This window comes from Novosphingobium sp., from assembly GCF_036820275.1.
Lineage (GTDB): Bacteria > Pseudomonadota > Alphaproteobacteria > Sphingomonadales > Sphingomonadaceae > Novosphingobium.
On sequence record NZ_DAISLT010000016.1, the window covers coordinates 78,850 to 93,125 of the forward strand.

Sequence of the window (14,276 nt, forward strand, 5' to 3'; positions counted from 1 at the left end):
ACCGGCAACGGATCAAGACAACCAAAATTTGGCTAAAATTCAGGCCGGAAACGCTCCGGGCCAACAACGTATCAGGGAAGAAAAGGGCTATCGCATGAGGAAGATTACCAAAATACTCTTGGCCACGACCTGCATTACCGGCCTCGCCACTCCGGCGCTGGCGCAGGACAACGCGCCTGACGATGCCGAAGCGGGTGCCGCTTCCTCGGGCTCGATCGTCGTGACGGGTTCGCGCATCAACCGCCCGAACTCGACCGCCGCCGCGCCGATCACCTCCGTCACCAACGATGCGATCCGCGCCCAGGCCGCCGTCAACATCGAGGAAGTGCTCAACCGCATCCCGCAGATCTCGCCGGACAGCCAGCAGAACTACTCTGACTCCGACGGCCGCCAGCGCATCAAGCTGCGCAACCTCGGCTTCGAGCGCACCCTGACGCTGGTCGACGGTAAGCGCGTGGGCACCATGAACGGTGTCGACGCCAACATGATCCCGACTTCGCTGATCAAGCGCGTCGACGTGCTGACCGGCGGCGCCTCGGCAGTCTACGGTTCGGACGCGGTTGCGGGCGTCGTCAACTTCATCATGGATGACGACTTCGAAGGCATCCAGCTCAACGGCAACTACAACTTCTACCTGCACAAGAACAAGCGCACGCTGGTATCGGACGTCGCCAGCCAGTACGGCTTCGACCAGCCCGCGCGCGGCACCGCCATTGACGGCGGCCGCTCGGACATCTCGCTGACCTTCGGCAAGAAGCTGTTCGACAACCGCTTCCACATCAGCGGCTACGTCAACTACCGCGAGGCGGCACTGGTACCGTTCTCCTCGCGCGAGACGGCGGGTTGCGAACTCATTCAAACCGGCAAGGACGGCCCGCTCGGCTGTTCGGTGTCGACCTACACGCCCTACGGCTACATCTCGCCCCGTTCGGGTGCAGCCGATGACCAACAGTTCGTCAACAATCCTGACGGTTCGCGCACTCTCCTGCCTTATGGGGATGCCTATGCCGCCAATCCTTATGACGGTTACTCCTTCCAACGCGCTAACAAGCGCTGGAATGCGGGCGGCTTCACCTCGTTCGAACTGTCCGACGCCGCCGAACTCTATGGCAGCGTCATGTGGTTCCGCGACCGCTCAAGCAACCCTTATCCTGCACGTGTCCTTACTCCGGGCACGTACGGTAACGACCCCATAAACCCAGACGATCCTCTGTCGTACTATGTGAACTGCAACAATCCGCTGATGTCGGCCTCGCAGGCGCAAACCATCTGCGGTTCCAATGCTGGCACAGATACTCTCGCACCGCTCGACGTGCGTTATCGCTTCAACAACGCGCGCCCGATCTCGGATTCCTACCTCAATCAGGGCCTGCGCGCGACCGCCGGCGTCCGCGGCCAGTTCGCACAGGGCTGGAGCTACGACCTGGGCGGCGTCTACGCCCGCAACCGCATGGACACGACCTACGGCCGTCCCAACTACGACCGTGTCAACAACGCGCTCAATGTCGTCAACGTCAACGGCCAGCTCCAGTGCGCCTCCGGCTCGGCTGACGGCTGCCTTCCCTTCGACGCCTTCAGCGCCAATTCGGCCACCAACGGCCAGGCGCTGTTGGACTACCTGACCGAGTTCGGCACCAGCACCACGATCAACACGCTCTCCAACGTGGTGGCCACCGTGCAGGGCGACCTCGGCACCTACGGCATCCAGTCGCCCTGGGCCGAACAGGGCGTCGCCATCGCATTGGGCGCCGAGTTCCGCGAGGACAAGCTGAAGAGCTACGCCGACGACGTCTGGCGCAAAAACTGGGGTGGTTCGGACAGCAACCTTTCCCAGAACGTCTGGGAAGGCAACGTCGAGCTGCAGGTTCCGATCATGGAACACAAGCCTTTCGCCGATCTGCTCCAGTTCAACGGCGCCTACCGCCTTTCGAAGTACAGCTCCAACCCCAGTACCTTCTCGACCTGGAAGGCCGAGGCGATCTGGGCGCCGATCCCGGACATCACCTTCCGCGGCTCGATCAACAAGGCCCAGCGTGCGCCGACCGTGGTGGAGGCCTATCAGGGCTCCAACATAGAAGCCCATCGCATTACGCCAACTTACAACGACATCTGCGCGCCGACCGTCTCGTATACCACTGATGCCAATGGTCAACGTGTGCCGGTTTATGGCGCGCCAGCCGCTTCGCGCGAGGTGTGCGCTGCGACCGGCCTGGCGGACAGCCTGTATGGCAGCCCCACTCTGATCTGTCCGACGGACATAGGCTGCACGGTTCGCCGAGGCGGCTTTACCGTCAACCCTGAGACCGCCTATACCAAGACCTTCGGCGTCGTGCTGAAGCCGTCGTTCCTGCCCGGCCTCGTCGTTTCGGCAGACCGCTTCATGATCAATCTCAACGATTCGATCGGCTTCAACGACTACGACTACTTCTCGAACGGCTGTCTCCAGACCGGCAGCGACTTCTTCTGCTCGATGTTCGTGCGCAATGCCGACGGTACGCTGTCGAGCAACCCCGAAAGCAACCCGACCACCGGCTTCATCCGCGGCGGCACGACCAACTACTACAAGAGCAAGTCGCATGGCTGGGACTTCCAGGGCCAGTACTCGAAGGGCCTCGGCAAGTACGGCACCCTCGCGCTGGACTTCGCCGGTTCGCTGACGACGCTGGCGGGTGGCCAGGATTCGCCGATCCTGCCGAAGTACAACTGTGCCGGATACTACGGCGGCACCTGCGGCCAGCTGATCCCCAAGTGGACCCACAGCCTGCGCGCCACCTACACGACCGAGGATCGTTTCTTCAACGCCTCGTTCAACTGGCGCTACGTCGGTCCGCTGACCAACGTCAGCAACTCGAACGACCCGGCGCTGGGCGGAAACGCCAGCACCGAGCGCGAGACGTTCTACCGCATCGGCGCGCAGAACTACTTCGACCTTGCCCTGACGTTCCGCGTCGATGCGGCCTATTCGTTCCGCATTTCCGCGAACAACATCTTCGACAAGCTGCCGCCGCTGCTGCCGAACTCGTACGGCTACGGCCTGTCGCGCAGCAACACGCTCTCGGCCCGTTACGACTCCCTCGGCCGTCAGATCGCGATCGGCGCGACCGTCAACTTCTGATCGTGATCCCGTGCCGGAATGCTTGCAGCGTTCCGGCACGGGAAACTTTCTCCTGAGAGATTTCTGGATAAATGGAACTGGGATTTCTCATTGGATTATGCTGCACTCGAACAAGCGCGCGAAAAAATCCGATTTTCAGAAAATTGATATTTTAAAATAAAAGCTTGCGAAAAGCACCTTCATTCCAACCACGAAGTATTTCACCATTTAATATTATGGCCGGAGTGCCTTCTATTTTAAGATTTTTGGCAAGCTGGATATCTTTTTCTAAATTCTCAGCCACCCGATCACTATCGCGAAGCTTTATTATCCGATCCCGACTAAAACCGGCTTTTTGGAAGAAAGCAAAACCATCCTGCTCCGTAGGATGTGCAATTTCGATCATTGCCGCTCTAAAGCCCTTGTAAAGGCCTAACTCGTTGGCAACAATGGCCAACTTAGCAACATCAACGGATGATTGCGAAAGAATAGGCAATTCGTGGTATATTATTTTCCGACCATTTATGACTTTTTTGAGATCATTGCCGAATGCAATTTCAGCAGATTTACAAAATGAACAGTTATAGTCCGAAAACACCACTATAGATCTGTCTAAATCACCACCCTTTATATCAGAAATTCCATCAAAAATTTCATTTCTATATTTTTTCAACAAATTCAACTCGTCAATCTTGCTTAAAGAACTATTTCCTCGAGCAGACAAATCTGATATATAGCTATGGTTATTTTTTATATATAAGCTTATTCTATAATCTATATATAACGGCAAAAGTTTCCACAGAACACCTAACGTTAAAATCAAAAATATTCCAAATACACCCCATTCTTTAATGAATTTTGACGTAGCAAAATTTTCAATTTTCAATTTACTCACAAAAATCCTTTAAAATAAGCACTCAAAGCATAACACTTTCTTGCACTAGTTACATGTAATTTCAATATCAATAAATACTGCATGTTAAATTTTTTTAACATCTATATTTAAAAAACTTGTTGTTGCAACGCAAAACCATCTTTACCTGTTGCCGAGCTTTTCGGAATTTCCCGTCATAGCAACACTAAAAGGATGCCTCATGAAATTGAAATTTGCATTTGCAACTCTCCTTGGCGCGCTTTCCCTCTCAATGGCTTCCCAAGCTCAAACATCCTCCAATAATTATCAAGCCTGTGTGAACGCCTGTTTGAATCAATATTATGCAGCATCCTCGCTTTGCAACGTATCGAGCAATCCTTTTGTGTGCACAGAAAAAACCCAGACAGCCCTATCAGAGTGCCGACAGGAATGTTAATTTATAAGTGATACCCCTGCCGCCTAATTTTAGGCGGCAGGATTCCATTTATTCAAAAATCGATTTAAAATTGCTACCCGTCGTACCCGAACGGCATCAAGTCGTATCGCGCGACTCAAGTCTGGTGTTTATCGCGCACCCATGCTTTGGCGCAGGTCTCGCAGTTCGCCTTAGAGATACCTTCAGATGCGCTTCCTTTTACGTGCGATTCCCTTCCTTCTCGCCGCCGCGAGCCTGCCGGCCGCGGCGCAAGTCGCGCCGCCTGCCGATCCGGCGGTCCAGATCGTCCAGGCCGAGGCGGAACTGCGCGCGATCGACCGTGGTCTCGACACCCGCCTCTCTTCCGACGAGAGGTCGGACCTCCGGGCCAGGGCATTGGCCGCCCAGCAGGCAGCGAAGTCGTCCGCCGGTCAGCTCGACGACCAGCTGGCGCTCGTCGACGCCCGCATCGCCGGGCTCGGCCCGGTCACCGAAGGCGTCACCGAAGCGCCCGAAATCCAGCAGCAGCGCAAGCGCCTGGCCAGCGAGCGGGCGAAAGTCGATGCCGCGATCAAGCGCGGCCGTCTCGCCGATGTCGAGGCGCAGCAGCTTATCGACGAAATGGACCGCAGCCAGGCAGAGCAGCTCAACGAAACGCTGACCTCCCGCGTCGATTCCCCCCTTGCCCCGGCCTTCTGGAGCGATCTGCTCGGCGCCTTCCCCCGCGACTTGCGCAAGGTGGACGTGTTCCTCTCGCAAGGCGTGGAGCAGATCGGCAAGCACTGGCGCGGCGGACTGCCGTGGCAGGCGCTGCTGGGCATGGTGGCCGCCTTCCTTCTGCTGTTCCCCTTGCGCGTCGCGTGCCGCCGCCTCGGCCAACGCCATCTGATCGGCACTGCCCCCGGCCATCGCATACGCCGCTCGGTCTTCGCGCTCTGGCGCGTCCTCGTCGGCACCGCCTCGCCGCTGCTCGCGGCCCTGGCACTGGTTCAGGGCTTCCAATGGGCGGGCCTCTTCCCGGAACGATGGTCCGACTTGCTGGGCGGTTTCGTGGCCGCCACCGGCTTCGCCGCCTTCACCGCCGCACTGACCGGCGCGCTGCTCATGCGCAAGCAGGCCTCATGGCGCCTGGCGCCGCTCAGCGACGAGACCTCCGCGCATCTGAGACCCCTTACCTGGGTTCTGGCCGGAATCGCTTTCGTCAGCATCCTCCTGGACTCCTTCAACAAGGCCGTCGACGTCAGCCGCGCCACGATCAGCGCCTGGCAGATGACCGAAGCCTTGCTTCACCTGGGCTGGATCGGGGCCTTCCTGCTTGCGCTGGGCCGAATGCGTGCACGCCGCGCGGAGCTGGAGGATGACAAGGACAGCCATACCGGTGCCGGGCTGGCGGTGGTGACGCTGGTCACATGGGTCTTAGTGATCCTTGCTCTCTTCGCGCTGACGCTGGGTTATGTCAGCCTCAGTCTCTCCGTCGCCCGCATCGTCATCTGGCTCGGCATCGTGGCTGCGGCGCTCTACCTGCTGCTGGGCACGGCCGACGATGCGGCGACGCTGCTGTTCAACCGGGACAGCCGCCTCGGCGTAGCGCTGGTCCGCAGCGTGGGCCTGCGCGGTAGCCTGGTCGACCAGTTCGGCGTGCTCTTCTCCGGCCTCCTGCGCATCACGCTCGTGCTGCTGGCGCTGGCCATGCTGATGTCCCCGTTCGGCGGCGGCGAGGGCATAGGCAGCTTCTTCGGCCGGCTGGCCACAGCGGCTCAAGGCATCGAAATCGGCGGCGTGGCGATTTCCCCGGGCGCGATCCTGCGCTCGATGGTCGTCCTCGCGATTGGCCTTGCCCTCGTCCGCGCCTTCATGAGCTGGCTGGAGAAGCGCTACCTGCCCGCCACCGACCTCGACGGATCGGCGCAGAACTCGGCCAGCCTGGTGGCGCGCTACGTCGGCATTGCCCTGGCGATCATCTGGGCGCTGGCCTCGCTGGGCATCGGCGTGGAGCGCATCGCCCTGCTGCTCTCGGCCCTGTCGGTCGGCATCGGTTTCGGCCTTCAGGCGATCACGCAGAACTTCGTTTCCGGCCTCATCCTGCTGGCCGAGCGTCCGATCAAGATCGGCGACTGGGTCCGCGTCGGCACCGACGAAGGCGACGTGAAGCGCATCAGCGTGCGCTCGACCGAGATCACCCTGGCCGACCACTCGACGCTGATCGTTCCCAATTCGGAACTCATCACCAAGTCGGTGCTGAACAAGACGCTTTCCAGCCCGCTCGGGCGTATCCAGATCCAGTTCTCGGTCGCGCTGGGCACCGATGTCGACTCCGTGCTGGGCATCGTGCTCGGCACTTTCGCCGGGGAAAGCGCGGTGATCGAGGCGCCCGCTCCGGCCGCCTACATCGATTCCATCACCGACGGCCGGGTCGTCTTCAACTGCTTCGCCCATGTCGGTTCCCCGCGCGAGGTCTACCGCGCCCGCAGCCGGATCTTCATCGAGCTGCTGAGGCGCTTTGCCGAAGCCGGGATCGACATCGGCACGACAGCGCAGCGCCTCGAACTGGCGCCGGGCGAACACTTGTCCTTCGCACCGCCGGAAGCCTCCGATCCCGCCACCTGAGGCGGAACCTTCAGCCGCCTCGCGCGCTAATTTCGGCAAAGGAGATCACGATATGCTGGGCAAGATCATCGGTGGCATCGCGGGCAAGCGCATCGCCAAGCACGTATCGGGGGTGGACGAAACCGGCGGCGCGATCGCCGGGGTCGTGGCCGCGACGGTGCTGCGCCGGTTCGGGCTGGCCGGGATCGCCGCAGCGGCGCTCGGCGGCTATGCCGCGAAGAAGATCGCCGAGAAGCGCCGGAACGGCAAACCCTCCTGACGCCCTCATTTGCATCGCTACAGATGCAAAAAGGGCAACCCCATGAACTCCAATCGCACGGGATCAGCTGGTTGCGGGCGCGGCTCACGCTCCCGATATGACCGGACCGGCCGGTTCGCCCGCCGCGCGTAAAGGAGTTCACGAATGGCCTATCCGGATACCCAGCTTTTCATCAATGGCGAATGGCGCGATGCCGCCGATGGTAAAACGCTGGCGGTGGAGAACCCGGCCACCGGACAGGAAATCGGCCGCGTCGCCCATGCCGGTCGCGCCGACCTCGACCAGGCGCTGGAAGCCGTGGATCGCGGCTTCGAGATCTGGCGCGACTACACGCCCGCCCAGCGCAGCACGATCATGCGCAAGGCCGCCGCCCTCCTGCGCGAGCGCGCCGACGAGATCGCCCGCGTGATGACGCAGGAACAGGGCAAGCCGCTGATCGAAGCCAGGGGCGAGGCCATGGCCGCCGCCGACATCATCGACTGGTTCGCGGAGGAAGGCTTCCGCGTCTACGGCCGCCTGGTTCCGCATCGCAGCGACATCACCGTGCGCCAGATGGTCATCAAGGACCCGGTCGGCCCGGTCGCCGCCTTCACGCCGTGGAACTTCCCGATCAACCAGGTTGTCCGCAAGATCGGCGCCGGTCTCGCTGCCGGATGCTCGATGATCGTCAAGGCGCCCGAGGAAACCCCGGCCAGCCCCGCCGCGCTGATCCGCGCCTTCCAGGACGCGGGCATTCCCGAGGGCGTGCTGAACCTCGTCTACGGCAATCCCGCCGAGATATCGGAATACCTGATCGCCAGCCCGGTGATCCGCAAGATCACCTTCACCGGCTCCACCCCGGTCGGCAAGCTGCTCGCCGCGCAGGCCGGCAAGTACATGAAGCGCGTGTCGATGGAACTTGGCGGCCATGCCCCGGTCATCGTCTGCGAGGACGCCGACATCGACCTCGCGGTGCGCAGCGCCGGTCGCGCCAAATTCCGCAATGCCGGTCAGGTCTGCATCTCGCCGACCCGTTTCCTCGTTCACAACAGCGTCAAAGAGCAGTTCGCCGAAGCTATGGCCGAACTGGCGAAGGGCGTCGTCGTGGGTGACGGTCTGGACGACGGCACCCAGATGGGCCCGCTCGCCAACGACCGCCGCCTTGCCGCCATGGCCGAATTCCAGCAGGACGCGGTGGCGCGGGGCGCCCGCGTGCTCGCAGGCGGTGCGCGCATCGGCGACACCGGCAACTTCTGGCAGCCCACCGTCCTGGCCGACGTGCCGCTCGACGCTCGCCTGTTCAACGACGAGCCGTTCGGCCCTGTCGCGGGCATTCGCAGCTTCGACAAGCTGGAGGAAGCGATCGCCGAGGCCAACCGCCTCTCGTTCGGGCTGGCGGGCTATGCCTTCACCCGCTCGCTGGCCAATGCCGACCTGCTGACCCGGCGCGTCGAAGTGGGCATGCTCTGGGTGAACACGCCCGCAGCCTCCTCGGCGGAACTGCCTTTCGGCGGCATCAAGGATTCCGGCTACGGCACCGAAGGCGGCCCCGAAGCGCTGGACAACTACCTCAACACCCGCGCCGTCGTGATTGCGAACGTCTGAGCGCCACGAAAGTCCCGGGCGTAACAAGAGAGCCGCTCCGCAAGGGGCGGCTCTCTTTTCGTCTGCGCGTTACCGGAACGTATATTCCAGCCCCACCGCGCCGCTCCACTGATTGCGGTTGCCGACATCGGCAACGAGCGGCGACCGCGCATAGGCCCCGAGCAGCCGCTGATAGCCGCCGGTGACGAAGACCCCCACGCCGTGGAGCAGGTTGCCGGAAATCGAATGCACGGCCATCGTGCTGAGGTTCCAGTCCTTCCAACCGGCCCGGTCGGCCCCGTCGTAAGCCGGAAGCCCGCTTGCCAGACTGCCCGCATCGTCCACGTCGTAATAATAGCGTCCGAACCCCCGCCCGACATAGTCGGCGGAGGCCGAAAACGAGACGAAGGCATGCTCGGACAGCGGCGTGTCGTAATCGATCTCGGGACTGGCGACATAGCTGGAATGGGCGCCCGCCACATCGTGCTGCCAGGACATGCTGAGCGAGAGCGTATCGTAGGAACTGGTCAGCACGCCGGTACGCTGGATGCCGATCGAACCGCCCAGTTCCACCGCCTTGTCGAGCTTGCCCAGCGCGCGCACCGCCGGATTGCCGAACGCGCCGGTCCGCTCCAGCCGCAGCGCCGCCAGAGGGCCGAGTTCCAGCTTCCAGCCGGGTTTGCCGGAGGACGGCACCGCGTCGACATAGATCGCCGTCCCCTGGGTATTGAAGCTGATCCCGGAGACCTCCCCCTGGATCGCCGCCATAGGCACGATCCGGGAACTGTCGGAACCGACATAAGTAGGGGTGGAGGCAATGCCCAGCCCCACCGAGACCCGGTCGCCGCCGATCTTCAGGTCGTCCGGTCGGCCTGAAACGTCCTGCGCCGCGGCGGGCCGAGCGCCCAACCCCGCTACAACAGCGCAGGCCGCTAACGCATGAAATGCAGCAATCGCGGTTTTGCGCCGCAGCGGACGTCTGTGCAGGATGACCATGGATGCCGCTTTCGCAGGCGGCAGCTTGCCCCTGCGTGACGGCTCCATGAAATCACCGTAACGAACTCAGGCCTGCTCCAGCGCATGGTCCAGCGCCGCGCAGACGGCGGCGACTTGCGCTGCGTTGCATTCCTCCGGGGTGGTGCGGGGGCTGTCGGGATAGACTTCGGTCGTCGTGGTATAGCGCGCGCCGGTCACCGAAGCGCACATGGCATAGCGCCTCTGCGGATATTCGATCACCCCGTGCGCGACCACCGGCGAGCCGATGATATCGCCGTTACCGTCCGGCGGCGCGATATGCGTGACCTCTGCAACCGCGGCGATGATCGCCTGCTGGAACGCTGGCTGCGGGTTTTCGGCATCGTCCACGAGATAGAAACCGTCGGGCACCACGTCCGGCTCATAGTCCTTGCCGTCGCGCGCGGCGAGGGCGGGGCGGAACTCGCCTTCGTCGCTGTCGGTGGTCTCGTGCAGGTCGATGTGGAGAAGGAACGGCCCCGGCTGCGCTGCGACGAGATCGATCAGCGCCGCCGCTTCCCGCGCCTCGCTGCCGGGCCGGAAGCTGCGGTTGGGATCGATCGCATCGTAGTTCCAGCGGTTGATCCGCTCGTAGCCCCAGGGGCTGACGCAAGGCGCCACCAGCAGGTTGACCCGGCCCGCATAGTCCCCACCACGCTTTTCGAGGAATTCGAGCGCGCCCATCACCCCGCTGGTCTCGTAGCCGTGCACGCCGCCGGTCACGAGCGCGGTCGGCAGGGCGGGATCGTGAGAGGTGCTGCGCAGGGCGAAGAGCGTATAGCGCTCACCCGCATAGTCCAGCGCGCCATAGGCGATCCGCTCGTAGCGCTGCGCGAGGGCCTCGATGCGCGGCACCACATCCTCGTCGTACCGGCGGCGGCGGATCTGACGCGCGCGCCATTCGTCGCGCTCCGCCTCACCCCAGGGCTGGCCGGGCGTGCCGATCGGATAGAATGCAGTGTCGGTCATGGCGTTCTCTTTCGGCAAAGTTCCTGTTCGGACGTCCCCTTTCCGGAATCGCCCGCATGCCTCCCTGTAGCGAAGAGCACAGCGCTGTGCAGGCGCATTTGCGTCAGAGTTCCCCTTCCGCGAAGCCGAGCGCGGAAAGCAGCGCCGCGCGCGCGCTGCGGCAGCGATGCCAGAGATCCGGCTCGCCGAGATCGTCCGGCGCGATGCTTTCCGGCCATTCGCGCTCGATCACCGCCTCGATCCGGTCGCAGGCGCGTTCGTCGAGCAGGAAGCGGGGATCGATGGCGGCATGGGCCTCCTCGCTCACGGCGACGCGCAGCCGCAGGCAGGCCGGGCCGCCGCCGTTCCGCATCGATTCCCGCACATCGACCACTTCGAGACGGCGGATCGGATTGCCCTCGGCGGCCCGCACCTCTTCCAGCCAGTTCCATACGGCGGGAGCCTCGCGCGCCTCCTGCGGCAGGATCAGCGCCATCTCTCCGTCCGACAAGGTGACAAGCTGCGAATTGAACAGGTAGGTGCGGATCGCCAGGTCGAGGTCGATCCGCGCAGCCGGAGCCTCGACGATGACCGCGCCCGGGACTCGCTCCCGCACGGCGTCATATACGGCGTCGCGGTCGGCGAAGGCCTGCTCATGGGTGAAAAGGACATTTTCGTTGGCGACGGCCACCACGTCGTTGTGGAACGCCCCCGCTGCAATGGCGATCTCGCTCTGCCGGACCAGTTCGGTCGCTGCCAGGCCATGGCGGCGGGCGACGGCGGCGCTTGCCGCGCGGTGCTGCCGGGCCGGGAACGAAGCGCCGCCGCCCACCGGTCGCTCGCCATAGACGAACACTTCCAGGCCGCGCTCGGCATGACTGCTCCCCAGCCGCATGAAGTTGGCCGCACCCTCATCGCCGAGCCCGGCGGGAAGCGCCGGATGCACGGCAAAGAAACGCTCGTCCGCGAAGGCAAGGCGAAGCTGGCGCAAGGTCTGCTCGTGCTCGATGCTGCGGTGGAGCATGGTCGAAAGGTTGGCGACACTGAAATGGCAGCGCCCGTCGGCCGTATCCGGTGCGGGAGAGACCGTGGCGGCATTCGCCGTCCACATCGCCGAGGCCGAGAAGGCATTGCGCAGCAGCGCCGGTTCGCGGCTCCAGGCCTCGCGCAGCACGGCATCGTCATCGCCCGCGAAGCCCAGCCCTCGCAGCCATGCGGCATCGGGCCGCGTGTGGGGGAGCAGCAGCCCCTGCGGCAGACCGAGCGCCAGCATTCGCCGCATCTTGCCCACGCCCTGCAAGGCTGCGGTGCGCGGTGCGGAAACCGCGCCGGCATTGCTGGCCGAAGCGATATTGCCCAGCGAAAGCCCGGCGTAATTGTGGCTGGGGCCGACCAGCCCGTCGAAGTTGATCTCGCGCATCGGTTCCGCCATTTCCTTCAAAGGGCTTCATGCAGATTTCGCATGATCGAGGATTTCTTTTCGCCTAAAAAGCCCAAAACTGCGCATGAGCTTGTGAGTTTCCGGAATGAACCATGACGATCGCCGCCGCCTGCCGCCAATGGCCATGCTCCATTGCTTCGAGGCCGCGGCCCGGCTCGGCTCGTTCTCACGCGCCGCGCAGGCACTGGGCCTCACCCAAAGCGCGGTGAGTCGCCACGTCGCCAATCTGGAACAGTGGCTCGGCGTAATGCTGTTCGACCGCAACGGCCGCCGGATCGCGCTGAATGCCGATGGCCGGCAATTCCACGAAGACCTCGCGCCCGCACTCGACGGGATCCGACGCGCGACCGGACGGCTGATGGAACCGGAACCCGAACATGTCGTCGAACTCGCCGTCCTGCCCGGCTTCGGCATGCGCTGGCTGGCACCGCGACTACCCCGCCTCAGCCGCAAGCACCCCGAACTCGTGGTCAACATCAGCGCCCGCACCGACATCTTCGACTTTGCCCGCGAACCGTTCCACGCCGCCATCCACGTCGGCGCCCCCGACTGGCCCGGCGCGCAGCATGACCTGCTGTTCCCCGAGAGCGTCGTACCCGTCGTCTCCCCGGCGCTTCGCGATCTTGAAGGCATCGCCGCCCCCGAGGATTTCCTGCGCATTCCCCTGCTCGTGCAGTCCCAGCGCCGAGACGCCTGGTCGCGGTGGTTCGCCTTGTCCGGCAGGGCGGGACCGGAAATCGACACCCTGCCCAGCATCGACCATTTCCTGATGCTGGCACAGGCCGTGAAAGCGAGCGGCGGCGCTGCGCTGATCCCGAGTTTCCTGATCGAACCCGAACTGGAAAGCGGCGAACTCGTCATCCCGGTCGATAGGCCTCTGACCGAAGACCGCAGCTACTGGCTCGCCTGTCCCAAAGCACAGCGCCAGACCCGCGCGCTGGCATGCTTCCGCCAATGGCTTGGCGAAGAATGCCATCCGAACTCAGGAAATCACGACATAGCAGAGATTTAATCGCACTTTGGATCGACAAGTAACAATGTATCGTCAAAAATATCCCTCCACCTTTCGCTGCAAGCGATTCGATTGAATACGGATACCGGAGGCGCGACAATGGCGATTTCTCTCTTTGCATTGGCACTTTTGCAAGCCGGTGCGGGTGACGTCGATCCGGCCATCACTGTAACGCCGGACGCATCCCGTGAAACCGCGGAGCAATTCGTAAATCGGATCGAACCCGTCTCGCAGCCCAATGACGAGCCGCTGGCCCGTTATACCGATCCCGTCTGCGTCGGCAGCGCCGGGCTTCCGGCCGAGGCTGCGCAAGTCATCGTCGACCGGGTCAGCGAAGTCGCCGCTTCGGTCGGCCTGCGCACCGGTGCGCCCGGCTGTGCGCCGAACCTGATGGTGGTGTTCGACAGGGATACCACCGCCGCCGTACAGCGGCTGAGCCAGGGCCGATCGCGCGCGGTCGCCAGCCAGTCCCGAGACGATATCCGGCGGATCGCCGATGAAGCAGGACAAGCTCGCGCCTGGACCGAAGTGGTGGTGAAAAGCCGCGACGGCGATCTGCAAAGCCAGGACACGCCGAACAACCCGCCGAGCCTCAGAGTCTCGACGTCGACGCGGCTCTCCATGCCCATCCGGCGCGACATACTCAGCGCGACGGTGCTGATCGAGCGGGATGCCGTTGCGGGCCGCAACCTGACGCAGATCGCCGACTATGCAGCAATGCGCGCGCTGACCGGTGCCCGCAGCCGCGGCGAACTCGGCGCAAGCTCGATCCTCTCGCTGTTCACGCCGCAGGGCGACAGCCGGGCACCGGAGGGTCTCACTGCGCTCGACCGGGGTTATCTCAAGGGACTCTATTCGGGCCGCGGCGACCTCTGGCCGATGGTCAAACGAGACTATATCGCCAGGTCGATCCTGCGCGAGCGCCTGGCAGGCGGCCCGGAGTAAAGCGCCCGGCGAAAGACCGCCCCAGCGGGCGCCGACCCGAACCGAACCCGGCGCGGCGATGCGTTCCGCAGTCCCGACGGAAGGCATCGGAAAGCCCATCCCAC

At 63.2% G+C, this 14,276-nt stretch carries 10 protein-coding genes; 6 read left to right on the forward strand and 4 right to left on the reverse strand.

Features of this window, described 5'->3' with window-relative positions; all coding sequences use genetic code 11:
• Nucleotides 1–94 precede the first annotated feature (94 nt).
• Nucleotides 95–3,115 carry a TonB-dependent receptor domain-containing protein gene (locus V7066_RS14320; RefSeq protein WP_334183712.1) on the forward strand — a complete coding sequence of 1,007 codons (3,021 nt, stop codon included), beginning with the start codon at nucleotides 95–97 and terminating at the stop codon, nucleotides 3,113–3,115.
• Nucleotides 3,116–3,266: 151 nt separating this feature from the next.
• Here the strand turns inward: V7066_RS14320 and V7066_RS14325 are convergent, their stop codons facing one another.
• Nucleotides 3,267–3,989 (reverse strand): DsbA family protein, encoded by a 723-nt coding sequence (locus V7066_RS14325; protein ID WP_334183713.1) that lies wholly within the window; start codon nucleotides 3,987–3,989, stop codon nucleotides 3,267–3,269.
• A 601-nt stretch (nucleotides 3,990–4,590) separates the two neighbouring features.
• Between V7066_RS14325 and V7066_RS14330 the strand changes: the two genes are divergently transcribed.
• The 3 genes from V7066_RS14330 (at nucleotide 4,591) to V7066_RS14340 (ending at nucleotide 8,833) form a co-directional block, all read left to right on the forward strand.
• Nucleotides 4,591–6,990 (forward strand): DUF3772 domain-containing protein, encoded by a 2,400-nt coding sequence (locus V7066_RS14330; RefSeq protein ID WP_334183714.1) that lies wholly within the window; start codon nucleotides 4,591–4,593, stop codon nucleotides 6,988–6,990.
• 52 nt (nucleotides 6,991–7,042) lie between these two features.
• Nucleotides 7,043–7,249, forward strand: a complete 207-nt coding sequence (locus tag V7066_RS14335; protein WP_334183715.1) for a hypothetical protein — start codon at nucleotides 7,043–7,045, stop codon at nucleotides 7,247–7,249.
• Between the two features lie 144 nt (nucleotides 7,250–7,393).
• Nucleotides 7,394–8,833: an NAD-dependent succinate-semialdehyde dehydrogenase gene (locus tag V7066_RS14340; RefSeq protein ID WP_334183716.1), complete on the forward strand. Its 1,440-nt coding sequence runs from the start codon at nucleotides 7,394–7,396 to the stop codon at nucleotides 8,831–8,833.
• Nucleotides 8,834–8,902: 69 nt separating this feature from the next.
• On the opposite strand, the gene V7066_RS14345 is transcribed toward V7066_RS14340, so the two are convergent.
• From V7066_RS14345 to V7066_RS14355, 3 genes are all read right to left on the reverse strand, one after another.
• The gene (locus V7066_RS14345; protein ID WP_334183717.1) at nucleotides 8,903–9,721 is read right to left on the reverse strand and encodes a MipA/OmpV family protein; all 819 of its coding nucleotides are present in this window, start codon (nucleotides 9,719–9,721) and stop codon (nucleotides 8,903–8,905) included.
• 153 nt (nucleotides 9,722–9,874) lie between these two features.
• Nucleotides 9,875–10,795 (reverse strand): M14 family metallopeptidase, encoded by a 921-nt coding sequence (locus V7066_RS14350; RefSeq protein WP_334183718.1) that lies wholly within the window; start codon nucleotides 10,793–10,795, stop codon nucleotides 9,875–9,877.
• 103 nt (nucleotides 10,796–10,898) lie between these two features.
• Nucleotides 10,899–12,206: an N-succinylarginine dihydrolase gene (locus V7066_RS14355; protein WP_334183719.1), complete on the reverse strand. Its 1,308-nt coding sequence runs from the start codon at nucleotides 12,204–12,206 to the stop codon at nucleotides 10,899–10,901.
• Nucleotides 12,207–12,300: 94 nt separating this feature from the next.
• Between V7066_RS14355 and V7066_RS14360 the strand changes: the two genes are divergently transcribed.
• Both V7066_RS14360 and V7066_RS14365 read left to right on the forward strand, forming a co-directional pair.
• Nucleotides 12,301–13,227, forward strand: a complete 927-nt coding sequence (locus V7066_RS14360) for a LysR substrate-binding domain-containing protein (protein ID WP_334183720.1) — start codon at nucleotides 12,301–12,303, stop codon at nucleotides 13,225–13,227.
• Nucleotides 13,228–13,326: 99 nt separating this feature from the next.
• Nucleotides 13,327–14,172, forward strand: coding sequence for a hypothetical protein (locus V7066_RS14365; protein WP_334183721.1), 846 nt, complete (start codon nucleotides 13,327–13,329; stop codon nucleotides 14,170–14,172).
• Nucleotides 14,173–14,276 lie beyond the last annotated feature (104 nt).

Bases quoted from the DNA above. Each gene is read 5' to 3' on its own strand.
- V7066_RS14320 (WP_334183712.1), top strand. From the start codon at position 95: ATGAGGAAGATTACCAAAATACTCTTGGCCACGACCTGCATTACCGGC.
- V7066_RS14330 (WP_334183714.1), top strand. From the start codon at position 4,591: ATGCGCTTCCTTTTACGTGCGATTCCCTTCCTTCTCGCCGCCGCGAGC.
- V7066_RS14335 (WP_334183715.1), top strand. From the start codon at position 7,043: ATGCTGGGCAAGATCATCGGTGGCATCGCGGGCAAGCGCATCGCCAAG.
- V7066_RS14340 (WP_334183716.1), top strand. From the start codon at position 7,394: ATGGCCTATCCGGATACCCAGCTTTTCATCAATGGCGAATGGCGCGAT.
- V7066_RS14350 (WP_334183718.1), bottom strand. From the start codon at position 10,795: ATGACCGACACTGCATTCTATCCGATCGGCACGCCCGGCCAGCCCTGG.
- V7066_RS14355 (WP_334183719.1), bottom strand. From the start codon at position 12,206: ATGGCGGAACCGATGCGCGAGATCAACTTCGACGGGCTGGTCGGCCCC.
- V7066_RS14360 (WP_334183720.1), top strand. From the start codon at position 12,301: ATGAACCATGACGATCGCCGCCGCCTGCCGCCAATGGCCATGCTCCAT.
- V7066_RS14365 (WP_334183721.1), top strand. From the start codon at position 13,327: ATGGCGATTTCTCTCTTTGCATTGGCACTTTTGCAAGCCGGTGCGGGT.